Source organism: Pseudomonas sp. (assembly GCF_035512415.1).
Taxonomy (GTDB): Bacteria; Pseudomonadota; Gammaproteobacteria; order Pseudomonadales; family Pseudomonadaceae; genus Aquipseudomonas.
This window is the reverse complement of record NZ_DATKDZ010000030.1, coordinates 1-25,833: the sequence shown is the minus strand read 5'-3', so window position 1 is coordinate 25,833 and position 25,833 is coordinate 1. Positions and strand designations below refer to the sequence as shown.

The window sequence follows — 25,833 nt, the reverse complement described above, 5'->3', positions numbered from 1 at the left end:
CTAGACAATGCAGTACGCTGGCCGGTGATATCCGCCAACCACAGATTGTTGTATGAGCCAAACCCTGAGCCAGCTGCGTAAATTCGTTTCTCCGGAAATCATCTTCGGTGCCGGTTGCCGTCACCATGTTGGCAACTACGCCAGCACCTTCGGTGCGCGCAAGGTGCTGGTGGTGTCCGACCCGGGTGTGGTTGCCGCCGGCTGGCTCGCCGACGTCGAAGCCAGTCTGCAGGCCCAGGGCCTGGAGTACTGCCTGTATACCGGGGTGTCGCCCAACCCGCGGGTGGACGAGGTGATGCTTGGCGCGGAGATATACCGCGCCAACCAGTGCAACGTGATCGTCGCTATCGGCGGCGGCAGCCCGATGGACTGCGCCAAGGGCATCGGCATCGTTGTCGCTCACGGCCGCAGCATTCTCGAATTCGAAGGGGTGGACACCATCCGCGTGCCCAGCCCGCCGCTGATCCTGATTCCCACCACTGCCGGCACCTCGGCGGATGTTTCGCAGTTCGTGATCATCTCCAACCCGCTGGAGCGGATGAAGTTTTCCATCGTCAGCAAGGCGGTGGTGCCCGACGTGTCGCTGATCGACCCGGAAACCACCGCGAGCATGGATCCCTTCCTCTCGGCCTGCACCGGCATCGACGCCCTGGTGCATGCCATCGAGGCGTTCGTTTCCACCGGCAGCGGGCCGCTGACCGACCCCCATGCCCTGGAAGCCATGCGCCTGATCAACGGCAACCTGGTGCAGATGATCGCCAACCCGCAGGACATCCTGCTGCGCGAGAAGATCATGCTCGGCAGCATGCAAGCCGGCCTGGCCTTCTCCAACGCCATTCTTGGCGCGGTGCATGCCATGAGCCACAGCCTCGGCGGCTTCCTCGATCTGCCCCACGGCCTGTGCAATGCGGTGCTGATCGAGCATGTGGTGGCCTTCAACTACAGCGCCGCGCCGGACCGCTTCAAGGTGATCGCTGAAACCCTCGGCATCGACTGCCGTGGGTTGAACCACAAGCAGATCAGCCAGCGCCTGGTGGAGCATCTGATCGCCCTCAAACGCGCCGTAGGCTTTCATGAAACCCTCGGCCTGCATGGCGTCGGCAATTCGGATATTCCCTTTCTGTCGCGTCACGCCATGGGCGACCCCTGCATCCTCACCAACCCGCGTGAATCCAGCCAGCGTGACGTTGAGGTCGTGTATGCCGAGGCGCTCTGACCCCGAGCAAAGCCAGAACGATGCGCTGACCGGGCTGCTCGGCCTGGGCAGCCACTCGACGCGCAAGAGCCATTACCCGGAACTGATCGCCCGCCTGGAAGAGCTGGAAACCGAGCGCAACCGCTATAAGTGGCTGTTCGAGCACGCGGTGCACGGGATCTTCCAGGCCAGCCTGCATGAGGGCTTTCGCGCGGCCAACCCGGCCCTGGCGCGCATGCTCGGCTACGACGACCCACAGGAAGTGCTGTGGTCGCTGAGCGGGCTGGCCAACTACTTGTTTGTCGGCGGCGTCGAGGAGTTGCAGCAGATCCGTCAGCGCCTCGGCAGCGGCCCGGGCCTGTTCGGTTACGAGACCCAGTTGCGGCGCAAGGACGGCAGCGTTATCGACGTGTTGATGAACCTGCTGCTCAAGCCCGGCGAGGAGGGCCTGTTCGAAGGGTTTGTGGCCGATATCACCGAGCGCAAGCAGGCCCAGCAGCGTTTGCAACTGCTCAACGACGAACTGGAGCAGCGGGTCGGTGCGCGTACTGCCGAATTGCAGGACGCCAACCGCAACCTGCAGCAGCAGATAATCGAGCGCGAACGCATCGAACAGGCCTTGCGCGAGGCCCGGGATGCCGCCGAGGCGGCCAACCGCAGCAAGGACAAGTACCTGGCCGCCGCCAGTCACGACCTGCTGCAACCGCTCAATGCCGCGCGCTTGCTGATTTCGACCCTGCGCGAGCGCAGTCTGCCGAGCGCGGAACACAATCTGGTCGAGCGCAGCCACCAGGCCCTGGAAGGGGCCGAGGACCTGCTGACCGACCTGCTGGATATCTCCAAACTGGACCAGGCGGCGATCAAGCCGGATGTCGATGTATACCGCCTGGAAGAACTGCTCGCGCCCCTGGCCTCGGAGTTTCAGTCGGTGGCCGAGGCAGAGGGCCTGGCGTTCAAGGTGCGCATTGCCGAGTGCAGTATCAGCACCGACTTCCGCCTGCTGACGCGCATCCTGCGTAACTTTCTCAGCAATGCCTGCCGCTATACCGAGCAGGGCAAGATTTTTCTCGGTGCACGCAAGCGCGGCGCGTTCCTCGAACTGCAGGTGTGGGACAGCGGCCGCGGCATCGCCGAAGACCAGATGGAGAGCATCTTCCTTGAATTCAACCAGCTGCACGTCGGTCGCGCCGCCGAACGCAAGGGCGTTGGTTTGGGCCTGGCGATTGTCGAGCGCATTGCGCGCATCCTCGGTTACCAGGTGCGGGTTCGCTCGCAGCCGGGGCGTGGCTCGATGTTCAGCATCCAGGTGCCCCTGGCCGAGCATCGGGCTGCGGCCACTGTGACGCCTGCGCGGCAGGCGCTACCCGGCGATCCGCTGCCGGGGCGGCGTCTGCTGGTGGTGGATAACGAACTGAGCATCCTCCACAGCATGGCCGCGCTGCTTAGCCAGTGGGGCTGCGAAGTGGTGACCGCAACCGATCAGCAGGCCGCCTTGCAGGCTCTCGAACAGCGTGCTCCGGACCTGATCGTGGCCGATTACCATCTCGACCACGGGGTGCTTGGCCATCAGGTCGTGGCCCATCTGCGCGAGCATTTCGCCACCCGCATTCCGGCACTGATGATCACCGCCGATCGCAGCGATCAATGCCGCCGCGACCTGCAGCTCATGGGCGTGCCGCTGCTCAACAAACCGGTCAAACCCGGCAAGTTGCGTGCGGTACTGAGCCAGTTGCTGCGTTGACCCCCTAGCACCCTGAGCTGCGGCGGTTTTGTGCTTGGTGATCCCGAGCGCCGCGGCTATGCTCCGCGCGAGCCTTAGCCACTGAATATGTGAAATGCCTAAATCCTTCTTGCCCGTTGTGTGTTTGTCCGCTTCGCTGCTACTGACTGCTTGCACGAGCGTGCCGCTGTCGCCGGAAACTCAACGCCTGCCAGAGCGGGTTGAGCTGAGCGATGTACCGTTCTTTCAGCAGAGCGATGCCCAGGGCGGTGCCTCCGCTTTGGCCGCGCTGCTTAATTATCATGGCGTGATCAGCAGCCCCGGTTTGCTGGAGCAGCGCATGCAGCAGGCCGGGGCTGTCAGTGCCCAGGCGGGGCTGGAATTCGCCGCCAGGTCCCATGACGTGCTGGTGTATCCGCTGCCGGCCAGCTTCGATGCCTTGCTGCAGCAGGTGGCGGCGGGACATCCGGTGCTGGTCTTGCGCAATCAGACGCTGGCCTGGCCAGGGCAGCAGTTCGCCATCCTGGTCGGTTACGACAAACGTGAGCGTACGTTGGTGCTGCGATCAGGCAATAGCAGGCGCTGGCACACCAGTTTTTCCAGCTTCAGCAGTGGCTGGGAGGAGGCCGGGCGCTGGGCGGTGGTATTGACGCCAGCCGATCAGTTGCCGGCGCAACCACAAATGCAGACCTGGCTGGATGCCGCAGCCGCGCTGCGTGACCAGGGCCGCAGCGATGCTGCGCAACGGGCGCTGCGCACGGCCCGCCAGCACTGGCCGGATGCGCAGTTGTAAAGAGTTACTGGTTAACGTCGCTCAGCGACGGCCCGGAGACTGGCCGCCAGGGATGGCAGATCATAAAAAACGGCACCCGCGGGTGCCGTTTTTATTGTGGAGCCGTTACACGCCCAGTTTGTCACGCAGGGTGTAGTACCAGGCCCCCATGGCGCTGAACGGTACCTGGAACAGTTGGCCGCCGGGGAAGGGGTAGTGCGGCAGTTCGGCGAAGGCGTCGAAGCGCTCGGCCTGGCCGCGCAGGGCTTCGGCCAGGATCTTGCCGGCCAGGTGGGTGTAGGTCACGCCATGGCCGCTGCAACCCTGGGAGTAATAGACGTTGTCGCCGAGGCGGCCGACCTGGGGTAGGCGCGACAGGGTCAGCAGGAAGTTGCCGGTCCAGGCGTAGTCAATCTTCACGTCTTTCAGTTGCGGGAAGGCTTTGAGCATCTTCGGGCGAATGATGGCTTCGATGTTGGCCGGATCGCGCGCGCCGTAAACCACGCCGCCGCCGAAGATCAGGCGGTTGTCGCCGGACAGGCGGTAGTAGTCGAGCAGGTAGTTGCAGTCTTCGACGCAGTAATCCTGCGGCAACAGGCTTTTCGCCATCTCAGCGGACAGCGGCTCGGTGGTGATCACCTGGGTGCCGCAGGGCATCGATTTGGCCGACAGCTCGGGAATCAGGTTGCCGAGGTAGGCGTTGCCGGCGATCACCACGAACTTGGCCTTGATCCGCCCGTTGGGGGTGTGCACCACGGGGTTGGCACCGCGTTCAATACGGATGGCCGGGGATTGCTCGTGAATCACCCCGCCCAAGGATTCCACCGCCGCCGCCTCGCCGAGGGCCAGGTTGAGCGGGTGGATATGGCCGCCGCTCATATCAAGCATGCCGCCCTTGTAGATGTCGGTGCCCACTACTTCGCGAATGCGCTCGGCATCCATCAGCTCGAGCTGGGTGTGACCGTAGCGCTCCCACAGCTTCTTCTGCGACTCGAGATGCTTCATATGCTTGGCGGTGTTGGCGGCGAATACGCCACCGTCTTTCAGGTCGCACTGAATGTCGTATTTCTTGATCCGCTCACGAATGATGCGGCCGCCTTCGAAGGCCATGTCGCCCAGCAGTTTCGCCTGCTTGGGGCCGACGCTGCGCTCGATCACGTCGATATCGCGGCTGTAGCTGTTAACGATCTGCCCGCCGTTGCGCCCGGAAGCACCGAAGCCGACCTTGGCCGCCTCGACAATGCTGACCTTGAAGCCGTTCTCCAACAGAGCGATGGCGGTGGACAGGCCGGTGTAGCCTGCGCCGACGATGCACACATCGGTTTCGCTCTCGCCATTGAGTTCGGGGCGGGCTGGCACGGGATTGGCGGAAGCCGCGTAATAGGATTGTGGATAAGCTGTGTGCGCCATTTTGCAACCTCTGTTCTTTATTTTTTACGAATAGACGGATGCTACCTGAGTTGAAAATGCTCGGCTAGTGGCCTGTGCGAAATATTAAACGCACCTCTGAACAGTAAAAAATTCATTTATTCAGGCAGTTAGCTAAAAAACCTGTTGACACTTTTTCGCGTGGCCGTAGAATGCGCACCCATCGTAGGCACGTAGCTCAGTTGGTTAGAGCACCACCTTGACATGGTGGGGGTCGTTGGTTCGAGTCCAATCGTGCCTACCAAATTTGGTAGAAGAAGGGTCGCTTAGGCGGCCCTTTTTTATGGCTTGCCATTCGTGGCTGCCGCCCTGGAGCCGTCGCTGCGCGACGTGGTAGTGGCTCCCGGCTATTTTTATTGGGCCGCTTGCCAGTAAGCCAGGCTTTCTGCAAGCATCCCTGCGGTTAGTTGTCCTGTTCAATAACCTCCAGTGACTCCGGTTCGGTTTTGGTTGGCTCACAAGCTCCTGCCACTGTAAGGCGGGTATACCGCCGAATCGCTTACTGGCTCATCCCAACCCATGTGGCCTTTGGTAGAGGTCACCACTAGGAGAGGAGGCGCCATGCCCATCATTACTCTTCCCGACGGCAGTCAGCGTACGTTCGAACACCCGGTATCCGTACTTGAGGTGGCGCAATCCATTGGTGCGGGTCTGGCCAAGGCTACGGTGGCCGGCAAGGTCAACGGCAAGCTGGTCGATGCCTGCGATCTGATCGACAGTGACGCGACCCTGCAGATCATTACGCCAAAAGATCAGGAAGGCCTGGAAATCATCCGCCACTCCTGTGCGCATCTGATCGGTCATGCGGTCAAGCAGCTGTTCCCCACGGCCAAGATGGTGATCGGCCCGGTCATTGATGACGGTTTCTACTACGACATCGCTTCCGAGCGCCCCTTCACTCTAGATGACGTGGCGGCGATCGAGCAGCGCATGCAGCAGCTGATCGAAAAAGACTACGACGTGATCAAGAAGATTACCCCGCGCGCCGAGGTGATCGATGTGTTTGCCTCGCGCGGCGAAGACTACAAGCTGCGTCTGGTCGAAGATATGCCGGACGAGCAGGCCATGGGCCTGTACTACCACGAAGAATACGTCGACATGTGCCGTGGCCCGCACGTGCCGAACACGCGTTTTCTCAAGGCCTTCAAGCTGACCAAGTTGTCCGGTGCCTACTGGCGCGGCGATGCCAAGAATGAGCAGCTGCAGCGTGTCTATGGCACTGCCTGGGCTGACAAGAAGCAGTTGGCGGCCTATATCCAGCGTATCGAAGAAGCCGAGAAGCGCGATCACCGCAAGATCGGCAAGCGCCTGAACCTGTTCCATACCCAGGAAGAAGCGCCGGGCATGGTGTTCTGGCACCCCAATGGCTGGACTCTGTATCAGGTGCTTGAGCAGTACATGCGCAAAGTGCAGCAGGAGCATGGTTACCTGGAGATCAAAACGCCGCAGATGGTTGATCGCTCGCTGTGGGAGAAATCCGGGCACTGGGCCAACTACGCCGAAAACATGTTCACCACTGAGTCGGAAAGCCGCGATTACGCGATCAAGCCGATGAACTGCCCGTGCCACGTGCAGGTATTCAATCAGGGCCTGAAGAGCTACCGCGAGCTGCCGATGCGCCTGGCCGAGTTTGGTGCTTGTCACCGTAACGAGCCGTCCGGAGCGCTGCACGGCATCATGCGCGTGCGCGGCTTCACTCAGGACGATGCGCATATCTTCTGCACCGAAGAGCAGATGCAGGCCGAATCCGCTGATTTCATCAAGCTGACCCTGGCGGTCTATGCCGACTTCGGCTTTACCGATATCCAGCTCAAGCTCTCGACCCGTCCGGACAAGCGTGTGGGCTCCGATGATCTGTGGGATCGCGCCGAGGCGGCCTTGGCTTCCGCGCTGGACAGTGCCGGGCTGGCTTATGACCTGCAGCCGGGTGAGGGCGCGTTCTACGGGCCGAAGATTGAATTTTCCCTGAAGGATTGCCTGGGTCGGGTCTGGCAGTGTGGTACCCTGCAGCTCGATTTCAACCTGCCTGTGCGTTTGGGTGCCGAATACGTCAGCGAGGACAACAGCCGTAAGCATCCGGTGATGTTGCACCGCGCGATTCTCGGTTCCTTTGAGCGCTTTATCGGGATTCTGATCGAGCACTACGAGGGTGCATTCCCCGCCTGGTTGGCACCGACTCAGGCGGTGGTGATGAATATCACTGACAAACAGGCCGATTTTGCCCTCGAAGTGGAAAAAACTCTCACTCAGAGCGGGTTTCGTGCCAAGTCTGACTTGAGAAACGAAAAAATTGGCTTTAAAATCCGCGAGCATACTTTGCTCAAGGTTCCCTATCTGCTGGTTATAGGCGATCGGGAAGTAGAGATGCGAACTGTCGCCGTGCGTACCCGTGAAGGTGCTGATCTGGGCTCAATGCCCATCACTCAATTCGCTGAATTCCTCGCGCAGGCGGTTTCCCGGCGTGGTCGCCAAGATTTGGAGTAAAGATTATTAAGCGTGAAATGAGACAAGATAAGCGAGCTGCACCGAAGGCCCCGATCAACGAGAATATCTCGGCACGCGAGGTTCGGTTAATTGGCGCAGAGGGTGAGCAGCTCGGGATTGTGTCAATTGAAGACGCGCTTCTTAAGGCCGAAGAGGCCAAGCTGGATCTGGTGGAGATTTCCGCCGATGCAGTACCGCCTGTTTGCAAGCTGATGGATTACGGCAAGTCGATCTTCGAAAAGAAGAAGCAGATTGCCGCAGCCAAGAAAAACCAGAAGCAGATCCAGGTTAAAGAAATCAAGTTTCGTCCAGGGACGGAGGAAGGGGATTACCAGGTAAAACTACGCAACCTGGTACGTTTCCTTAGTGATGGGGACAGGGCCAAGGTATCGCTTCGATTCCGCGGCCGTGAGATGGCGCATCAGGAGCTGGGCATGGAGCTGTTGAAGCGGGTTGAAAATGACCTGCTTGAATACGGCTCCGTTGAACAGCATCCAAAGATGGAAGGACGCCAGCTGATCATGGTCATCGCCCCCAAAAAGAAGAAGTAACCACCAGGGCACGGCAGGCCTTGCGGTTATGTTTATCAACTGAATGCGGAGTATCCGAACATGCCAAAGATGAAAACTAAGAGTGGTGCAGCCAAGCGTTTTCTCAAAACCGCTAACGGTTTCAAGCACAAGCACGCTTTCAAGAGCCACATCCTGACCAAGATGTCCACTAAGCGTAAGCGTCAACTGCGCGGTAGCACCATGGTGCATCCGTCCGACGTAGCAAAAGTGGCGCGCATGCTGCGCGTTCGATAATCCGGTCAAGATAGAGGAAATTACTCATGGCTCGTGTAAAGCGCGGCGTTATCGCTCGCAAGCGTCACAAAAAGATTTTGAAACTCGCTAAAGGCTACTACGGTGCGCGTTCGCGCGTATTCCGCGTTGCCAAGCAGGCTGTGATCAAGGCAGGCCAGTACGCCTACCGCGACCGCCGTCAAAGGAAGCGTCAGTTCCGCGCCCTGTGGATCGCTCGTATCAACGCTGGTGCTCGTGTTAACGGTCTGTCCTACAGCCGTTTCATTGCCGGCCTGAAAAAAGCGTCCATCGAGATCGACCGTAAGGTATTGGCTGATCTGGCAGTGAACGAAAAAGCGGCGTTTGCTGCGATTGTCGAGAAAGCGAAAGCCGTACTGGCTTAAGTCCCCGACAATCACCGGGCTCGCCCGGTGTTGAACGTCACCAATAGGGGAAGAGCCTTCAAGCTCTTCCCCTATTTCGTATCTGGAGTCTGTAAATGGAAAATCTGGATGTGCTGGTCTCGCAAGCGCTTGAGGCCGTTAGCCACACCGACGATGTGAATGCCCTCGAGCAGTTGCGGGTTCACTATCTGGGCAAGAAAGGCGAGTTGACTCAGGTGATGAAGACCCTGGGCAACCTGTCGGCGGAAGAGCGTCCGCAAGCCGGTGCCCTGATCAATGCCGCCAAGGATAAGGTTCAGGAAGCCCTGAACAGCCGCAAGGCGACCCTTGAAGGGGCTGCATTGAGTGCCAAGCTGGCAGCCGAGCGCATTGATGTAACCCTGCCTGGGCGCGGCCAGACTTCTGGCGGCCTGCACCCGGTTACCCGGACTCTGGAGCGCGTCGAGCAGTTTTTCACCCGGATCGGCTACGGCATCGCCGAAGGCCCCGAAGTGGAAAACGACTACCACAACTTTGAAGCCCTCAATATCCCTGGCCACCACCCGGCCCGGGCGATGCATGACACCTTCTACTTCAATGCAAACATGTTGCTGCGCACCCACACCTCGCCGGTACAGGTGCGCACCATGGAATCCCAGCAGCCGCCGATCCGCATCGTTTGCCCGGGTCGTGTGTACCGCTGCGATTCCGATATCACCCACTCGCCGATGTTCCACCAGGTCGAAGGCCTGCTGGTCGACGAGAACGTCAGCTTTGCCGACCTCAAGGGCACCATCGAGGAGTTCCTTCGGGTGTTCTTCGAGAAGCCCCTGGGTGTGCGCTTCCGTCCATCTTTCTTCCCCTTCACCGAGCCTTCGGCCGAAGTCGATATGCAGTGCGTGATGTGCAGCGGTAAAGGTTGCCGCGTGTGCAAGCAGACTGGCTGGCTGGAAGTCATGGGCTGCGGCATGGTCCATCCGAACGTGCTGCGCATGTCCGGTATCGACCCCGAGAAGTATTCCGGCTTTGCCTTCGGTATGGGCGTCGAGCGCTTGGCGATGTTGCGTTATGGCGTCAACGACTTACGTCTGTTCTTCGATAACGACCTGCGATTCCTGGCGCAATTTCGCTAGAGCCGCATGACCCAATCGAATTGTTGAGGAGAGCAGGATGAAATTCAGTGAACAATGGCTGCGTAGCTGGGTAAACCCGCAGGTTTCCCGTGACGAGCTGGTGGCACGCCTTTCCATGGCGGGCCTGGAAGTTGATAGCGTGACCCCGGCTGCGGGCATTTTCAGTGGTGTGATGGTGGGCGAGGTGCTGAGCACCGAACAGCATCCAGATGCTGACAAATTGCGCGTGTGCCAGGTCAGCAGCGGCGCGGAAACCTTTCAGGTTGTGTGCGGCGCGCCGAATGTGCGCCCCGGCTTGAAGATTCCCTTTGCCATGATCGGTGCCGAGCTGCCGGGCGACTTCAAGATCAAGAAGGCCAAGCTGCGTGGCGTCGAGTCCAACGGCATGCTGTGCTCGGCCTCCGAGCTGCAGATCAGTGACGAAAACGATGGCCTGATGGAGCTGCCGGCCGATGCGCCTGTTGGCCAGGATATCCGGGCTTATCTCGATCTGAACGATGCCAGCATCGAGGTCGATCTGACTCCGAACCGCGGCGACTGTCTGTCCCTGGCTGGTTTGGCCCGTGAAGTCGGTGCCCTGTACGACGCGCCGGTAAGTCGCCCTGAGATTGTCGCGGTTACGCCGAGCCACGATGAAGTGCGTCCGGTCGAGGTGCTGGCTGCGCAAGCTTGCCCGCGTTATCTCGGCCGCGTGGTGCGCAATGTTGATTTATCCAAGCCGACGCCGTTGTGGATGGTCGAGCGTCTGCGCCGCGCCGATGTGCGTAGCATTGATGCCGCGGTGGATATCACCAACTATGTAATGCTCGAACTGGGCCAGCCGATGCATGCCTTCGATCTCGCTGAGATCAATGGCGGCATTCGTGTGCGTATGGCCGAGGAGGGCGAGAAGTTGGTGTTGCTCGATGGTCAGGAAGTCAGCCTGCGTGCTGATACCCTGGTTATCGCTGACCACACTCGCGCTTTGGCGATTGCTGGCGTCATGGGTGGCGAGCATAGCGGTGTGAGCGACAAGACCCGCGACCTGTTCCTCGAAAGCGCTTTCTTCGACACCATTGCCATTGCCGGCAAGGCCCGCTCCTATGGTCTGCACACCGATTCCTCGCATCGTTTCGAGCGTGGTGTGGATTGGCAGCTGGCGCGCGAGGCCATGGAGCGGGCTACCGCTCTGCTGTTAGAAATCGTTGGCGGCGAAGCTGGCCCGATTATCGAGGTGGTCGATCAGCAGCAGTTGCCAAGCGTTGCGCCAGTGACCCTGCGTGCCGAGCGTATCGAGCAGATGCTCGGTCTGAAAATGGATGAGGCCGAGGTCGTGCGCTTGTTGCTCGGTCTGGGCCTGGGCGTCAGCGCCAGTGGAGAAGGGCAGTGGCAGGTGAGTGTGCCCAGCCACCGTTTCGATATCAGCATCGAAGTCGATCTGATCGAAGAGCTGGCGCGCTTGTACGGTTATAACCGCTTGCCGGTGCGTTACCCGCAGGCGCGACTGGCACCTCAAGCCAAGGCGGAAGCCGCTGTCGAGTTGCCGGCGTTGCGTCGTTTGCTGGTTGCACGGGGCTATCAAGAGGCGATCACCTACAGCTTTATCGATCCCAAGTTGTTCGAGCTGTTCAATCCTGGCGTTGAGCCGCTGATGCTGGCCAACCCGATCTCTGCCGATATGGCGGCCATGCGCTCGTCGCTCTGGCCGGGGCTGGTCAAGGCCCTGGAGCACAACCTCAATCGCCAGCAGCCGCGGGTGCGTCTGTTCGAAAGCGGTCTGCGCTTCGTTGGTCAGTTAGAGGGTTTGCAGCAGGAGCCGATGCTGGCGGGTGTGCTGTGTGGCGCGCGTCTGCCAGAGAGCTGGGCCCATGGCCGCGATGACGTCGACTTCTATGATCTGAAGGCCGATGTCGAGGCGCTTCTAGCCAGTGCGGGGGCGGCTGATAGCTTCAGCTTCGTTCCGGGCGAGCACCCAGCCTTGCATCCAGGACAGACGGCGCGCATCGAGCGCGAGGGTCGCCTGGTCGGGTTTATGGGGGCCATGCATCCGGAGCTGGCCAAGGCGCTTGGCCTTGATCAGCCGGTATTTATGTTCGAGCTGGTCCTGGCTGAAATCGCTCAGGGCCGCATGCCGGCATTCAAGGAATTGTCGCGCTTCCCAGAGGTGCGCCGTGACCTGGCTTTGCTGGCCGATCGGGATGTACCGGCCTCGGCATTGCTCGCGGCTATACGCGAGTCTGCGGGCGAGTGGCTGACCGACCTCAAGCTATTTGACGTATATCACGGTAAAGGTATTGATCCTCATAGAAAAAGCCTTGCCGTTGGCTTGACCTGGCAGCATCCATCGCGCACTCTTAATGACGATGAGGTGAGTACCACAACGCAAAATATTCTCACCTCCCTGGAACAAAGGTTCAACGCCACGTTAAGGAAGTAGCGTATGGGGGCTCTGACGAAAGCTGAAATGGCGGAACGTCTGTATGAAGAGCTGGGCCTGAATAAACGGGAAGCCAAGGAGTTGGTGGAACTGTTCTTCGAGGAGATCCGCCAAGCGCTGGAGCTCAACGAACAGGTCAAGCTCTCGGGGTTCGGCAACTTTGATCTGCGCGATAAGCGTCAGCGCCCCGGTCGTAATCCAAAAACGGGAGAGGAAATCCCTATCACGGCCCGCCGTGTGGTGACTTTCCGTCCAGGCCAGAAACTTAAAGCCAGGGTTGAAGCCTATGCTGGAACCAAGTCATAACGACGAATTACCGGCCATACCTGGCAAACGGTATTTCACCATAGGTGAGGTGAGTGAACTCTGCGCGGTCAAGCCGCATGTTCTGCGGTATTGGGAGCAGGAGTTTCCTCAGCTCAACCCCGTCAAGCGACGCGGCAACAGACGTTACTATCAGCGCCAGGATGTGCTGATGATTCGTCAGATCCGCGCCTTGCTGTATGACCAAGGCTTTACCATCGGCGGTGCGCGTCAGCGTCTTTCCGGTGATGAAGCCAAGGATGATACGACCCAGTACAAGCAGTTGATCCGGCAGATGATTACTGAGCTGGAAGATGTTCTGGTCGTGCTCCGCAAGTAACGTGACCAATCAAAAAAGTTTCCATTTATCAGAAGCTTAATGTATAGTTCGCGTCGTTTTCGGTCATACGAAAATAGCTTCACGCCTAGTCGGGGCGTAGCGCAGTCCGGTAGCGCACTAGCATGGGGTGCTAGGGGTCGAGTGTTCGAATCACTCCGTCCCGACCATATATTCCTACATTAAAGCCTGGTCAGTGATGACCGGGCTTTTTTGTGTCAGGGACTTTTGCGGGGTTTTCATCCTGCTCTCTTACTCTGTGTTGTCAGCGCCGGTCCCAGGCTTGCTTCCATGCCGAGCCGTTCATCCGAACGTCGATCCGCCGGAATGTCTTATACAGCGAGATCATGGCCCATATGTGCGCGCCGCTTTCGATGAGGCGTCCATGTTCCAGGGCATGAACGCCCGTGCCGGGTTGACCATGCCGGTCGCCCACTGATGCCGAGTTTCTTTTTCGGCAATAGGCACAGCCTCGGTGTGGCTCTCAATTACTGCTTCTGACTGCAGCCCCAGGCCGGTAGGCCTGGGTGTAGGCGGTTAAGCCGGGTCGGCGACGAACAGCACGTTGTTTTCCAGATGAATATGCTGCATCAGGTCATCGTGCAGTTCATTCAGCCCGCGGTACAGCGCACGCCAGGTATTGCAGGCGTCTTCCGGTGGGGTGAGTCCATGGGTCAGGGCCTCCATCTGCCTCAGTGCCAGGCCATGGTGGTCGTGCTCAAAACGCATCATCGCAATCGGAGCACTGGCCTGCTTGGCGCAACCGCTCAGAAGCATGGGGAAGAGGATCTGTTCCTCCTTGAGCATGTGGCTCTCCAGTTCCTGCTGCATATCGCGCAACAGGTCGGCCAGGCCGTTCGGGCAATCGCGACGCTCGCCATGGACCTGTTCCACCCGGCAGGCCAGGCGGATCAGTTCCGGCAGTTGCTCGCGGTGACGGGTGTGGTAGCGCTTGAGGATATGTTCGATCAAGCGCGCACTGGGTTCCGCGCGCCAGTCCAGCTGCGAACTGCCTCTGGCCCGCAGGCTATCCAGCTGGGCGGCGATTTCTTCGGGCTCGATACCGCGCATGGCCGCCGCCTCGCGCAGGCTCTTGTGCCCGCCGCAGCAGAAGTCGAGATTGAAGGCGTGAAATAGCCGGGTGGCACCGGGTATCTCGCAGGCCAGGTTGCCAAGGGGCTGGTCGAGAAGGGTCGAACTCATGGCGATTTCCTTGAATGGGGGACTCCAGGCTCAATAGCAGTACCCGTGCCAGGATCAATCGCTTGAAAACAAAGGTATTTATTCTGCGCGTGGTTGATCGAACCCTGATCTGTTAGGGTTCGATCAACCAAAAAGGGTGATAAATACCATGATGGAAAGTACCCTGCTCGCCGATTTGATCACCGAGCTGCCCAATGCCGTGCGCCTGCAGCGTCTGGTGCATACCCTGCGTGAACACTTCAATTGTGGCGCGGTGGGGCTGTTGCGTCTGGATGGCGACAGTCTGCGCCCCCTGGCGGCCGTGGGCCTGGTGCATGAAGCGCTGGGCCGGCGTTTTGTGATTGCCCAGCACCCGCGGCTGGCGGCGATCATGGCCTCCCGCGAGCCGACCTGGTTCGAGCCCGATAGTCGCCTGCCTGACCCCTATGACGGCCTGCTCGACGCGCATGTCGGCGAGCCCTTGCCGGTGCATGACTGTATGGGCGTGAGCCTGTACGTCGAGGGCCTGCAGTGGGGCGCGCTGACCCTCGATGCCCTGCATGCCGGCACTTTCGACAGCAATGCCCGACGTGATCTGCAGCGCTACGTGCTGATGATCGAAGCGGCGGTGCGGGTGACTCGCCTAGAGCAGGAAAACCGCAGCCTGCGCCTGGCCCGTAGCGATGTGCAGACGGCCGCCCTGGTCACCGAGGAAAGCGAAATCCTCGGCCATAGCCAGGCCATCCACCAACTGCTGAGCGAGTTGGAGGTGGTAGCCGACTCGGAATTGCCGGTGCTATTGCTGGGCGAAACCGGAGTGGGCAAGGAACTCTTCGCCCGTCACCTGCATCGTCTGTCGCGGCGGCGCAACAAGCCGCTGATTCAGGTCAACTGCGCGGCATTGCCCGAGTCGTTGGCCGAAAGCGAACTGTTTGGCCATGTCAAAGGAGCATTCTCCGGTGCCACCAGCGATCGTCCTGGGCGCTTCGATGCGGCCAATGGCGGCACCCTGCTGCTCGACGAGGTGGGCGAACTACCCCTCAGCGTGCAGGCCAAGCTGTTGCGCACCCTGCAGAATGGCGAGATCCAGCGTCTGGGCGCGGACAAACCGCTGCATGTCGACGTGCGCATTATCGCCGCGACCAATCGCCACCTGCCGGACAGCATTCGCGACGGGCTCTTCCGCGCCGACCTCTATCATCGGCTGTCGGTGTACCCGGTGCCGATTCCGCCCTTGCGCGAGCGCGGCGACGACGTGCTGATGCTGGCCGGGCACTTTCTCGAACTCAATCGCGCGCGCCTGGGCTTGCGCAGCATGCGCCTGTCACCCGCGGCAGAGCGCGCCATGTTGGTTTATTCCTGGCCGGGCAATGTGCGCGAACTGGAGCATGTGATCAGCCGCGCAGCCCTCAAACTGCTTAGCCGCGGTGCCAGCCGCACGCAGATTCTGACCCTGGAGCCGGACCTCCTCGACCTCGACAGCGGGGGGCACCGGCCCGCTGCCAGCGCGCAGTTGGAGCAGCAGGGCGCGCCTGTGCCTGCGGCCTGTTCGATGCGCGAGGCCGTCGAAGCCTGTCAGCGCCAGAGCATCCTGCAAGCCCTGGAGTTGTGCGCCGATAACTGGGCCAGCGCAGCGCGCCTGCTCGACCTCGACCCAAGTAACCTGCACAAACTGGCGCGGCGTTTGCGCTTGAAGTGATGGGCCCAGGTGCCATTGCGGCCGCTCCTACGGGTTGGGATGGCCTAAGCGAAGCGGAGCGTCCCGCGCACGCGGCTTTCCCCGCGGTTGATTCAGGTCAATGAGGTTTGCCGGCAATACCCCGACACTGCTGCTCGCGGTCATAAGGGGGAGAGCCCGATGCGGGAAGCCATCAGTTGGGACAGCAAGCTGCTCGGTCGCTACGCCCATGGCGATGTCAGCCATGGCTGCTACCCCGAGACCACAGCCTTTCATCGCGGTATTGGTTCGCTGGATCTGCTGCGCGCCTTGCGGGGCAGTCGGCAGGCCCAGCGCGCGCTATCGCTTGCGGTGCAGTTGCCGATCAACCGCGCCTTCGGCCAGCAGCGCGCAAGTTGTTCGCCAAGGGCTTTCGCCGCCTATCTGGAACGCCTGGAGCGGGAGATCGACATGATCGGCTGCCACCTGGGGCCGCAGCAGCGCGTCGAGCAGTTTCACCTGGCGGGCGGCAGTACGCCCAGCGCCGAGCAGTTGCGCAGGTTGATCACACATCTGCGCCAGCGCTGCAATCTTCTCGATTACGACGAGGGTGACTACAGCATCGATATCCAGTTGCCCCATTCGGATTGGGCGACCATGGGCCGGCTGCGTGAGCTGGGCTTCAACCACGTCAGTATTGGCGTGCCTGATATCGCCGCGGTTACTGGCACCGCGCTGGTCTGGCAGGATCCGCGGAAAATTCGCTCGCTGATCGATGCCGCCCGCACGCTCAACTATCGCTCGGTGAATATCGACATCGGCTATGGCCGTGCCTGGCAAACCCGGGCAAGTTTTGCGCGCAAGGTGGCGGCCATTATCGAGCTGCAGCCGAACCGGGTGACGGTCTTTGACTATGCCGAGCCGCCGCAGCGCTATCGGCCACTGGCGCGGTTTGCCGCAAGCGGCCTGGCCGACCGTGCGGACAAACTGGCCATGCAGCGGCAATGCGTCGAGCAGCTCAGCCTGGCGGGCTATCGCTATGTCGGCATGGGCTTGTTCGCCCTGGCGGATGACGACCTGGTGATCGCCCAGGAAAACGCCAGCTTGCAGCGCAATTGCCAGGGCTTCACTCCGCACGCGGGCTGCGACCATATCGGCCTGGGCGTCGCCGCCATCAGCCAGCTCGATGGTCTTTACGTGCAGAACAGTCGCGACCTTCAGGGCTATCAGGCCCAGCTCGACAGAGGCCAGTTGGCCTGCTGGCGCGGCTTTCGCTGCGGGCCTGACGACCGTTTGCGCGGCGAAGTAATCGAGCGCCTGATCTGTGACTTCGGCCTGGATATGCAGCGCATCGAGGCGCGTTTCGGGGTGGTGTTTCGCGAGTATTTTGCCGATGCCTGGCCGGCCCTGGAGCAGATGCAGCGTGACGGCCTGCTCAGCCTCGACGAGGCGGCCATCGCCATTCTTCCTGCCGGGCGTTTGCTGGTGCATTCGGTGTGTCGGTTGTTCGACCGCTACAGCGGTGCCCCGCGTACGCAATCCGTTTCCCGGGCGGTTTAGTCGGCACAAGGTGGCTGCGACCCTGGGTCGCAGCCGCGGTAAAACCGGCTACAGGCCCTGAGCGCAAGGGCTTTTGGCCCGGGTAGGGGGATCTGCTCCCAGGGGCATACCTCCAACGAGGAATGGGCTGTAGCGACGTCTCGGGGCAGTCTGCGGCCAGACATTTTATGGAGACCTCCAGCATGGCTCATCTGTCCCGCGCCGAATTCCAGGCATTACGCATCGCCGTTCTGACCGTTAGTGACACCCGCACTCTGGCGACCGATACCTCGGGGCAGACCCTGATCGAGGGGCTGGAGGAGGCCGGCCATGCGCTGGTCGAGCGGGCGCTGGTGAGCGACGATATCTGGCAGATCCGCGCGCGGCTCTGTGCCTGGATCGCCGACCCGCTGGTGCAGGTGGTACTGATCACCGGCGGCACCGGTTTCACCGCGCGGGACAATACTCCGCAAGCCGTTGCTCCTCTGCTGGACAAGCAGGTCGATGGTTTTGGCGAGCTGTTCCGCCAGGTCTCGCTGGCGGAGATCGGCACCTCCAGCCTGCAGTCACGTGCCGTGGCCGGGATCAGCAATGGCGTGCTGGTCTGCTGCCTGCCCGGCTCGCCCAACGCCTGCCGCACGGCCTGGGAGAAGATCCTGCGCGAGCAACTGGACAGTCGTACTGGCCCGTGCAACTTCGTCGCCCACCTCAAACGCCTGGCCGATCAGCCGCAGGCCGCGCTTTGCGGAGCCCGCTCATGAGCGCCTGCGGCTGCGACGGCAACAATCTGCGGCCGGTTGACCAGGCCATCGCCGAACTACTGGCGCGCGCCCCCGCACCGCCACCCGTGGAGCGGGTCGCCCTGAGCCAGGCGCTCGGTCGGGTGCTGGCCGAGCCGCTGCATGCACCGTTCGCGGTGCCCGCCTGGGACAACAGTGCGATGGACGGCTATGCCCTGCGCGCTGCCGATCTGCCAGCCATTGGGGGTTGTCTGCCACTGGCCGGGCGGATCGCGGCTGGCGATGCGGCGGCGCAGGTTTTGCCCGCTGGCCATGCGGTGCGCATCTTCACCGGCGCGCCCTTGCCGCCGGGTGCCGACAGTGTGGTGATGCAGGAGCAATGCCGGCTCGAGGAGGGACGAGTGTGGCTGCCGCCGGTACAGGGCGGCGAGCACGTGCGCCGGCGTGGCGAGGAACTGGCGGCCGGTACCCAGGTGTTGAACGCCGGGCAGCGCCTGCGCCCTCAGGAACTGGGCCTGCTGGCCAGCTTCGGCATTGACCGGGTGGCAGTCTATCGGCGCTTGCGGGTCGGCCTGCTCAGCAGCGGTAATGAACTGCGCGAGCCGGGTGAGGCACTGCAGCCCGGGCAAATTTACAACGCCAACCGCTATAGCCTCGCGGGCGTGCTGAGCAGCCTTGGTCTGGAAGTCCACGATTACGAAATCATGGCCGACGAACTGGCCGCCAGCCGCGATGCCCTGAGCCTGGCAGCCTCGGAGTGGGACATGCTGATCACCTCCGGCGGCGTATCGGTCGGCGAGGAAGATCACCTCAAGCAGGCGATCCGCGAGCTGGGCGAGTTGCACCTGTGGCGCTTGGCGATCCAGCCGGGCAAGCCGTTGGCCTTTGGCGAAGTGGGCGGCAAACCCTGGATCGGTTTGCCGGGCAATCCGGCGGCGGCCTTGATCACCGCGCTGGTGGTGGCGCGACCCTTTCTGCTGCGCGCCCAGGGTTGCCAGGACGTAGTGCCGCAACCGCTGCGCCTGCCGGCCGGCTTCGCCTGGCGCAAGATCAACGGCCGCCGCCAGTACCTGCGGGCGCGGCTGCAGGAGCAGGACGGTCAGCTGCGCGTGTGCCTGCACCCGCAGCAGGGCTCGGCCATGCTCACTTCGGCCTGCTGGGCCGACGGCCTGGCGCTGGTCGAGATAGGCCAGACCCTGGAGGAGGGCGATCTGCTCGACTACCTGCCGTTTAGTGCGCTGCTGCACTGATTGACGTAGGAGCGGGCCGCCCTGCCTTCGACGCTGCGCTCGCGCAGCAAACAATGTAGGAGCCAGCTTGCTGGCGATCTTTGTAAATCAAAAGCATCGCCAGCAAGGACTCGGCGTCCCCCAGGCTCCTACAAGTCAGGCGTCGAGTAACCACGGCCTGCGAGTCGGGGCTTGTTGACCGCGATCAAGGCCTAGCCCGGAGCCACCTCCTAAAGTGCCCGACAGTATTCCGCCCGGAAGGAGTTTCCATGCAACTGGTTTGTCCCGCAGGTAGCTTGCCTGCTCTCAAGGCCGCAGTTCGGCAGGGTGCCGACGCCGTCTATGTCGGTTTTCGCGATGACACCAATGCCCGCCATTTCTCTGGCTTGAACCTTGACGACAAGCAATTGGAAAGCGGCCTGCAGCTGATCCGTCAGCAGGGCCGACAGCTCTATATCGCGGTCAATACCTATGCCCAGCCCGACGGTTGGGCGCGCTGGCAGCGTGCGGTCGACCAGGCCGCAGCGCTGGGCGTCGACGCCCTGATTGCTGCCGACCCGGGGGTGCTGGCCTATGCCAGCCGCCGCCATCCCGAGCTCAACCTGCATCTGTCGGTACAGGGCTCGGCGACCAATGCCGCCGCCCTGGCGCTGTATCAGCAGCGCTACGGCATCCGTCGCGCGGTGCTGCCGCGGGTGCTGTCGCTGGCTCAGGTACGTCAGGTGGCGGAAAAGAGTCCGGTGCCGATCGAGGTGTTCGCCTTCGGCAGCCTGTGCATCATGGCTGAGGGCCGTTGCCATCTGTCCTCCTACCTCACTGGCGAATCGCCCAACCTGTGTGGCGTCTGTTCGCCGGCCAAGGCGGTGCGCTGGCAGGAAGATGCCGAGGGGCTGAGCTCGCGCCTCAATGGCGTGCTGATCGACCGCTATGGCAAGGATGAGTCGGCCGGTTACCCGACCCTGTGCAAGGGCCGCTTTTTGGTCAATGGCCAGCGCTTCCATGCCCTGGAAGAGCCAACCAGCCTCAACACCCTCGATCTGATCCCGCAGCTCGCCGCGATAGGCGTCAGTGCGGTGAAAATCGAGGGGCGTCAGCGTAGCCCGGCCTATGTCGAGCAGGTCACCCGGGTCTGGCGCTCAGCGCTGGATGCTTACGCCCGTGCGCCGCAGAGCTACACGGTGCAGCCGCAGTGGCGCAGCGCACTGGACAGCCTGTCCGAAGGCAGCCAGACCACCCTGGGTGCCTACCACCGTTCCTGGCAATGAGGAGATCATCATGAAACTCAGTCTGGGACCCGTCCTGTTCTACTGGAATCGCGAAAAGCTGCTGGATTTCTATGCCGAAATGGCCGAACAGCCGCTCGATGTCATCTACCTGGGCGAAACCGTGTGCTCCAAACGCCGCGCCCTCGGCCTGGATGACTGGCTCGGCCTGGCCCGCGAGCTGGGCGAATGCACCCGCGCCGAATTGGTGCTTTCGGGCCTGGCGCTGGTTGAGGCGGCGTCCGAGCTGTCGAGCCTGAAGCGCCTGTGCGACAACGGCGAAGTGCTGGTGGAGGCCAACGATATGGGCGCGGTGCAGTTGCTGCGCGAGCGCAAGCTGCCCTTCGTCGCCGGCCCCGCCCTCAACCTGTACAACGGCTATGCCCTGGCCGAGCTGATCGACTGCGGTCTGCAACGCTGGGTGCCGCCGGTCGAATGCTCCGGCGCGCTGATCCGCAATACCCTGGCGCAACTCGATAGCCTCGGTCTGGCGCGCCCGCAGGTGGAGCTGTTCGCCTACGGGCATCTGCCCCTGGCCTACTCGGCGCGCTGCTTTACCGCCCGCGCGGAAAACCGGCCCAAGGACGACTGCCAGATCTGCTGCGAGAGCTTCCCCGAAGGCATCGTCCTGCACAGCCAGGAGGGCGAGGCCTTGTTTACCCTCAACGGCATCCAGACCATGTCGGCCAAGGTCAACAACCTGCTCGCCGACTATGCGCAGCTGGCTGCGGCCGGTGCCGACCTGCTGCGCCTCAGTCCGCGCGCCGAGGGCATGGCCGGGGTTATCGCGGCCTTCGATACGGTGCGCTGCGGCGCGCTGCCACCTCTGGCGGTGGAAGGCTGCAACGGTTACTGGCATGGCCGCCCCGGCATGCTGCGCGGCGACGAGGTGGTGTTATGAAGACCTTTGCCCGCTTGGCCATGCGGGTCGCGCCGCCACTCCTGCCACTGGGCCGCCATGTGCCGTTCCCGCTGCAGCGTCTGGTGCTGGAAAAGGTCATTGCCCGGCTGTTTGCCGAGCCCCTGGCGGAGGGCGAATTCGACCTGCTGCAGGGCCGTTGGCTGCGTCTGGAAATCAGCGATCTGCAGCTGGCCTGGTGCCTGACTCGCGACCAGAGTGGCCTGCGCATCGCCGCCGAGGCACCGGTGGATGTCTGCATTCGCGGCAACTGGCGCGAGTTCCTCCTGCTGGCCAGCCGACAGGAGGACCCCGACACTCTGTTTTTTCGCCGCCGCCTGATGATCGAGGGCGACACAGACCTCGGCCTGGGCATCAAGAACCTGCTCGACAGCCTCGACCCCGACGGCTTGCCGCCACGGTTGTGGCAGTTGATCTGTGCCCTCGGCGAGGCGGTGGAAATACCGCCGGCGCAGGACAAGGCCGAGGCGGTTGCGTGAGCGAGCAACTGAGCAACTACGCCTAAAGTGTGATTGCGATGATGTGGAAAGCTTCTGATGATGATCAATCAAACTGCATGATGCAAAAGGGCTCGAAATGTCTGACACCTTGGCGCACGGAATTCAGCGGCTACTGCGCGGTTTCGGCCTGCGCACCCTCAACACCCAGTTCTTCTTTTCCTACAGCCTGATCTTTCTCTGCGCGGCAGTCACCGCCGGGGTGCTGTTCACCTCCGATCAGGATGCCCGGCAACTGGATATGGCCGGCGCGCAACGTATGCTCAGCCAGAAAATGGCCAAGGAAAGCCTGCTGGTCGCGCAAGGGGCCTTGCCGCTGGCTACCCTGGAGGCGACCCTGCAACGCTTCGAGCGCTCCCATCGTCTGCTGGTACAGGGCGATCCGGGGCAGGGCATCGCCGCGGTGGAACTGCCGGCCGCCCAGGAGCGCCTGCGCCAGGTCGATCAGGCCTGGAGCCGTTACCGCACCCTGGTGCTGGCTGTGGCCCAGAGCGACGGTGCCGCGCTGCCAACGCTGGCCAGCGACTCGGAAGCCCTGCTCGCCGCGAGCAACGACGTGGTGCTATTGATGTCAGCCGCAGCCAACCACAGCGCCAAGGTGCAGCTCTGGGTGGCGCTGGGCTCGACCCTGGCCATCCTGCTGCTAGTGATACTCGGGCGGGTGGCCGGGATGAGCTGGCTGATGCGTCAGCTCGATGAACTGCGCGGTAGGCTCGAACGGGTCAGCCAGGGCGACTTCTCCCAGCAATTGGCCGTGGCCTATGTCGACAACGAATTAGGCCAGATCGGCAACGCCTACAACCGGCTGTTGCAACAGGTCGGCGACATGATTCGCGCGGTGCGCCTGGCCGCCAATCAGGCCGACGGCCACTGCAGTCATATGGCTGCGGTGGCCGACGAGAGTGCGCGCAACGTGGTCGGCCAGCAGGCCGAGATCGACCAGGTAGCCACCGCCATGGAGGAAATGCTCGCCACCGCCCAAGAGGTTGCGCGCAGCACCGTGGCGGCGGCGACGGCGGCCGATACCGCAGACAATGAGACTGGCAACGGGCGTGAAGTCATGCGCAGTTCCGTCACCGCCATCCGCGAGCTGTCCGGGCATGTCGAGGGGCTGTCCGAGCTGATGCTGCAACTGGCCGCCGACAGTCAGGAAATCGGCCGGGTGCTGGAAGTGATCAGCGCGATTGCCGACCAGACCAACCTGCTGGCCCTAAATGCCGCCATCGAAGCCGCCAGGGCAGGGGAACAGGGCCGCGGCTTTGCCGTGGTCGCCGACGAGGTACGCAGCCTGGCCGCGCGAACCCAGAGTTCTGCCGGTGAGATCAGCGAGCTGATCGGCCGCCTGCAGCAGCAAACCGGACGTGCCAGCCGGGCCATGGACGAATCACGGCGGGGCAGCGATGCCACCTTGCAGCAGATCGAAGCCGCCCAGGGTGCGCTGGAAAATATCGTCGGTGCGGTGCAGACCATCCGCGGCATGACCAACCAGATCGCCACGGCGGCCGAGGAGCAGTGCCAGGTGGCCGACGACATGCACCGCTCGCTGACCCATATCGCCGGGGTCGCCGATCAGGCGGCGGTGTCCACCCGCGATACCGCATCGACCAGCCAGGCCATCACCCGCAGCATGGACGGGCTGCAGTCGCTGACCGGGCGTTTCCGTTTGCAGGATTGATGGCTGAACGATGGGGCAGAGCAGCTCTGCCCATCACAGCAAGGCGGCGCTATCGCAGAGGCGGCAGACGATTCTGCGGCCTCTGTTATTCGTAGTAGCTGGCCAGCCGGGGCGTATTGATGATGCGGATGTTGCGCTGCTCCATGGCGATCAGCCCGGCATCGATCAGCCGATGCAGAATGCGCGAGAAGGTCTCCGGCTGGATCCCCAGCTGCGAGGCGATCAGCCGTTTCGGCACGCTGAGCTTGATCTGGCCATTGCCGGCCACCTGTTCCTGACAGAGGAAACGCACCACCCGGCGGCTGGCATTGGCCACGGCCAGGGTGTCGATTTCAGCCAGGCGCTGGTCCAGGCGGCTACTGAAACTGGCCAGCAGTTTCAGGCAGATGCTCGGTTGCCCTTCAAGCAGGTGACGATAGTGGGCACCATCAATGCTCACCAGGCTGCTGGGTTTCAGCGCGCTGGCGGTGACCGGATAGTGACGGCTATCGCAGAACAGCAGGGAGTCGGCAAAGATCTGCCCCGGCTGGATCACCTCGACCAGCTTTTCGTTACCTTCCGGCAGCACGCGGGTCAGGATGATCTGCCCCTCCAGCAGCAGGTAGAAACGCTCCGCCAGTTCGCCCTGATGGAAGAGGATATCGAGGCTGTGCAAGCGTCGATGATTCGCCAGGTTGCCGACTTCCTGAAAAGCACTGTCGGGTAGCCTGTCGAACAGTTGGTGCTCGCGCAGAATAGCAAGGGTTGTAACGTCGCTCAGCATGGGTCACCTCAGTAGGCCCCATCTTAGGCGTGCCCGCCGGGCGGCAACATTCCTCCTCGGCACTACCTCTTTAGAGGCAGGGGGATGAAGAGGAGGCAGGCCGACAGGTTCTTGACCGCCGACAATTTTGCCCCGAGCGGAGCATGACTATTCTGCGCCATGCCCTAGCCATCGCAGGGGAGATCGGGAGCTTCGATGGACGTAGAACAACTGTTGGCCAATAACCGCTTCTGGGCCGAATCGCTGACCGCCAGAGACCCGGAGTTCTTTGCCCGCTTGGCCCGCCAGCAACGGCCGGAGTTCCTCTGGATCGGCTGCTCGGACAGCCGGGTACCGGCCAACGAGGTAGTCGGCCTGATGCCGGGTGAGCTATTCGTGCACCGCAACGTGGCCAATATGGTGGTGGCCACCGACATGAATTTTCTCTCGGTGCTGCAGTACGCGGTGGATGTGCTGCAGGTCAAACAGGTAATCGTCTGCGGCCACTATGGCTGCGGCGGCGTGCGCGCGGCCCTGGGCCATGAAGCCCTGGGGCTGATCGACAACTGGCTACGCGCGCTCAAGGCGCTCTATCACCAGAACCTGGAACGTTTTTGCGGGCTGGAAGCGGAACAGCAGGTCAACCTGCTGTGCGAGCTAAACGTACAGCGCCAGGTACGCAACGTCTGCCACACCACCATCGTGCAAAGCGCCTGGAAACGCGGCCAACCCCTGGCCGTACACGGCTGGATCTACGGGCTGACCGATGGCCTGGTCAACGACCTGGACGTAACAGTCAGCGGGGCGGATCAGCTCGACGACAGCTTTCTTTACGATCAGTGATCGGGCCCGGCAGCCGTCGTAAACGCCTGGTGCGCACGACCTAGGCGGGCCCGCACATCCTACGGAGCAAGAGCGCGATGCCCGTGGGGCCGGGTAGGGTGCGCCGTGTGTTCAGCCGGGATACATGGGTAACGTGCGCACCACTGACAACCGGGTGCCTGGTGCGCACAGCGCACCCTACGAACCGGTGTCATCGAAACAATAATTCTGAGACAACACATTAGGCGTAACATAAAAACCGGAGTACGTGCACATGGAAGTCAGCTGCAACTCACTTAATGAAGTCCGCGACAATATCGACAAGATTGATCGAAAGATTGTGGAGTTACTCGCACAACGAGGCGCTTTGGTCACGCAGGCGGCATCGTTCAAAAAGACCACCGACGAAGTAAAGGCACCCAACCGGGTGGAACAGGTTATTGCAAAAGTAACAGCACTGGCACAAGAGCAAGGGGCCAATCCAGCGGTTGTGGAAAGCGTCTACCGCGCGATGATATCGGCCTTTATTGAGGCGGAGCTTAAAGAGCATGCGGTACTTAACGGAACCTGACATCCCCGCCAAGCCGTTCGCCTCGCCCATCGCAACGAGCTA

Annotated in this window: 24 protein-coding genes, 2 tRNA genes and 1 pseudogene; 24 read left to right on the top strand and 3 right to left on the bottom strand. The window is 61.9% G+C overall.

Annotated elements, in window-relative coordinates; genetic code table 11:
* Nucleotides 1-52 precede the first annotated feature (52 nt).
* The 3 genes from ercA (at nucleotide 53) to VMP31_RS15865 (ending at nucleotide 3,708) form a co-directional block, all read left to right on the top strand.
* On the top strand, nucleotides 53-1,216 hold the full coding sequence (gene ercA, locus VMP31_RS15875; RefSeq protein WP_325508669.1) for an alcohol dehydrogenase-like regulatory protein ErcA: 1,164 nt from the start codon (nucleotides 53-55) through the stop codon (nucleotides 1,214-1,216).
* Nucleotides 1,200-2,936 (top strand): NahK/ErcS family hybrid sensor histidine kinase/response regulator, encoded by a 1,737-nt coding sequence (locus VMP31_RS15870; protein ID WP_325508668.1) that lies wholly within the window; start codon nucleotides 1,200-1,202, stop codon nucleotides 2,934-2,936. The genes ercA and VMP31_RS15870 overlap by 17 nt, the downstream gene beginning before the upstream one ends.
* Before the next feature lie 94 nt (nucleotides 2,937-3,030).
* Nucleotides 3,031-3,708: a PA2778 family cysteine peptidase gene (locus VMP31_RS15865; protein WP_325508667.1), complete on the top strand. Its 678-nt coding sequence runs from the start codon at nucleotides 3,031-3,033 to the stop codon at nucleotides 3,706-3,708.
* 105 nt (nucleotides 3,709-3,813) lie between these two features.
* Here VMP31_RS15865 and VMP31_RS15860 read toward each other — a convergent pair whose 3' ends face one another.
* Complete coding sequence (locus VMP31_RS15860) at nucleotides 3,814-5,097, bottom strand: FAD-binding oxidoreductase (RefSeq protein WP_325508666.1); 1,284 nt, start codon at nucleotides 5,095-5,097, stop codon at nucleotides 3,814-3,816.
* A gap of 185 nt (nucleotides 5,098-5,282) precedes the next feature.
* On the opposite strand from VMP31_RS15860, the gene VMP31_RS15855 reads away from it, so the two are divergent.
* The 10 genes from VMP31_RS15855 to VMP31_RS15810 all read left to right on the top strand — a co-directional run bounded on the left by VMP31_RS15855 (nucleotide 5,283) and on the right by VMP31_RS15810 (nucleotide 13,126).
* Nucleotides 5,283-5,359 (top strand) — tRNA-Val (locus tag VMP31_RS15855).
* Between the two features lie 317 nt (nucleotides 5,360-5,676).
* Entirely contained in the window at nucleotides 5,677-7,599 is a 1,923-nt protein-coding gene (gene thrS / locus VMP31_RS15850) for a threonine--tRNA ligase (protein WP_325508665.1), read from the top strand.
* Between the two features lie 17 nt (nucleotides 7,600-7,616).
* A complete protein-coding gene (gene infC / locus VMP31_RS15845) occupies nucleotides 7,617-8,150 on the top strand; it encodes a translation initiation factor IF-3 (protein ID WP_325508664.1) in 534 nt (177 codons plus the stop codon).
* Nucleotides 8,151-8,210: 60 nt separating this feature from the next.
* Nucleotides 8,211-8,405: a 50S ribosomal protein L35 gene (gene rpmI / locus VMP31_RS15840; protein WP_079202156.1), complete on the top strand. Its 195-nt coding sequence runs from the start codon at nucleotides 8,211-8,213 to the stop codon at nucleotides 8,403-8,405.
* Between the two features lie 26 nt (nucleotides 8,406-8,431).
* Entirely contained in the window at nucleotides 8,432-8,788 is a 357-nt protein-coding gene (gene rplT, locus VMP31_RS15835; protein ID WP_090505586.1) for a 50S ribosomal protein L20, read from the top strand.
* Between the two features lie 95 nt (nucleotides 8,789-8,883).
* Nucleotides 8,884-9,900 carry a phenylalanine--tRNA ligase subunit alpha gene (gene pheS, locus VMP31_RS15830; RefSeq protein ID WP_325508663.1) on the top strand — a complete coding sequence of 339 codons (1,017 nt, stop codon included), beginning with the start codon at nucleotides 8,884-8,886 and terminating at the stop codon, nucleotides 9,898-9,900.
* A 37-nt stretch (nucleotides 9,901-9,937) separates the two neighbouring features.
* Nucleotides 9,938-12,316: a phenylalanine--tRNA ligase subunit beta gene (gene pheT, locus VMP31_RS15825; protein ID WP_325508662.1), complete on the top strand. Its 2,379-nt coding sequence runs from the start codon at nucleotides 9,938-9,940 to the stop codon at nucleotides 12,314-12,316.
* A 3-nt stretch (nucleotides 12,317-12,319) separates the two neighbouring features.
* Nucleotides 12,320-12,622: an integration host factor subunit alpha gene (ihfA, locus tag VMP31_RS15820; RefSeq protein WP_003243414.1), complete on the top strand. Its 303-nt coding sequence runs from the start codon at nucleotides 12,320-12,322 to the stop codon at nucleotides 12,620-12,622.
* Nucleotides 12,603-12,959: a MerR family transcriptional regulator gene (locus tag VMP31_RS15815; protein ID WP_325508661.1), complete on the top strand. Its 357-nt coding sequence runs from the start codon at nucleotides 12,603-12,605 to the stop codon at nucleotides 12,957-12,959. Before ihfA ends, VMP31_RS15815 begins: the two co-directional genes overlap by 20 nt.
* A gap of 90 nt (nucleotides 12,960-13,049) precedes the next feature.
* A tRNA-Pro gene (locus VMP31_RS15810) sits at nucleotides 13,050-13,126 on the top strand.
* Nucleotides 13,127-13,493: 367 nt separating this feature from the next.
* Here VMP31_RS15810 and ytfE read toward each other — a convergent pair.
* Nucleotides 13,494-14,159, bottom strand: a complete 666-nt coding sequence (gene ytfE / locus VMP31_RS15805; RefSeq protein ID WP_325508660.1) for an iron-sulfur cluster repair protein YtfE — start codon at nucleotides 14,157-14,159, stop codon at nucleotides 13,494-13,496.
* A 148-nt stretch (nucleotides 14,160-14,307) separates the two neighbouring features.
* Between ytfE and norR the strand changes: the two genes are divergently transcribed.
* The 9 genes and pseudogenes from norR (at nucleotide 14,308) to VMP31_RS23425 (ending at nucleotide 23,656) form a co-directional block, all read left to right on the top strand.
* Nucleotides 14,308-15,837: a nitric oxide reductase transcriptional regulator NorR gene (gene norR, locus VMP31_RS15800; RefSeq protein ID WP_325508659.1), complete on the top strand. Its 1,530-nt coding sequence runs from the start codon at nucleotides 14,308-14,310 to the stop codon at nucleotides 15,835-15,837.
* Between the two features lie 159 nt (nucleotides 15,838-15,996).
* Entirely contained in the window at nucleotides 15,997-17,355 is a 1,359-nt protein-coding gene (locus VMP31_RS15795) for a coproporphyrinogen III oxidase (protein ID WP_325508658.1), read from the top strand.
* A 182-nt stretch (nucleotides 17,356-17,537) separates the two neighbouring features.
* Nucleotides 17,538-18,095 carry a molybdenum cofactor biosynthesis protein B gene (moaB, locus tag VMP31_RS15790; protein WP_325508657.1) on the top strand — a complete coding sequence of 186 codons (558 nt, stop codon included), beginning with the start codon at nucleotides 17,538-17,540 and terminating at the stop codon, nucleotides 18,093-18,095.
* Complete coding sequence (gene glp / locus VMP31_RS15785; RefSeq protein ID WP_325508656.1) at nucleotides 18,092-19,324, top strand: gephyrin-like molybdotransferase Glp; 1,233 nt, start codon at nucleotides 18,092-18,094, stop codon at nucleotides 19,322-19,324. The genes moaB and glp overlap by 4 nt, the downstream gene beginning before the upstream one ends.
* Before the next feature lie 248 nt (nucleotides 19,325-19,572).
* Nucleotides 19,573-20,568, top strand: coding sequence for a ubiquinone anaerobic biosynthesis protein UbiU (ubiU, locus tag VMP31_RS15780; protein ID WP_325508655.1), 996 nt, complete (start codon nucleotides 19,573-19,575; stop codon nucleotides 20,566-20,568).
* 10 nt (nucleotides 20,569-20,578) lie between these two features.
* On the top strand, nucleotides 20,579-21,466 hold the full coding sequence (locus VMP31_RS15775; protein WP_325508654.1) for a U32 family peptidase: 888 nt from the start codon (nucleotides 20,579-20,581) through the stop codon (nucleotides 21,464-21,466).
* The gene (ubiT, locus tag VMP31_RS15770) at nucleotides 21,463-21,963 is read left to right on the top strand and encodes a ubiquinone anaerobic biosynthesis accessory factor UbiT (protein ID WP_325508653.1); all 501 of its coding nucleotides are present in this window, start codon (nucleotides 21,463-21,465) and stop codon (nucleotides 21,961-21,963) included. Before VMP31_RS15775 ends, ubiT begins: the two co-directional genes overlap by 4 nt.
* 97 nt (nucleotides 21,964-22,060) lie before the next feature.
* Nucleotides 22,061-22,789 (top strand): annotated as a pseudogene (locus VMP31_RS23430) (type IV pili methyl-accepting chemotaxis transducer N-terminal domain-containing protein); the annotation flags it as partial.
* A gap of 18 nt (nucleotides 22,790-22,807) precedes the next feature.
* Complete coding sequence (locus VMP31_RS23425; RefSeq protein WP_414705465.1) at nucleotides 22,808-23,656, top strand: methyl-accepting chemotaxis protein; 849 nt, start codon at nucleotides 22,808-22,810, stop codon at nucleotides 23,654-23,656.
* Between the two features lie 85 nt (nucleotides 23,657-23,741).
* Here VMP31_RS23425 and VMP31_RS15760 read toward each other — a convergent pair whose 3' ends face one another.
* Nucleotides 23,742-24,419 carry a Crp/Fnr family transcriptional regulator gene (locus tag VMP31_RS15760; RefSeq protein ID WP_325508651.1) on the bottom strand — a complete coding sequence of 226 codons (678 nt, stop codon included), beginning with the start codon at nucleotides 24,417-24,419 and terminating at the stop codon, nucleotides 23,742-23,744.
* A 195-nt stretch (nucleotides 24,420-24,614) separates the two neighbouring features.
* On the opposite strand from VMP31_RS15760, the gene can reads away from it, so the two are divergent.
* Together can and VMP31_RS15750 are read left to right on the top strand one after the other, a co-directional pair.
* Nucleotides 24,615-25,241: a carbonate dehydratase gene (can, locus tag VMP31_RS15755; RefSeq protein WP_325508650.1), complete on the top strand. Its 627-nt coding sequence runs from the start codon at nucleotides 24,615-24,617 to the stop codon at nucleotides 25,239-25,241.
* 253 nt (nucleotides 25,242-25,494) lie between these two features.
* Complete coding sequence (locus VMP31_RS15750) at nucleotides 25,495-25,791, top strand: chorismate mutase (protein ID WP_325508649.1); 297 nt, start codon at nucleotides 25,495-25,497, stop codon at nucleotides 25,789-25,791.
* The last annotated feature ends 42 nt before the right edge of the window (nucleotides 25,792-25,833 follow it).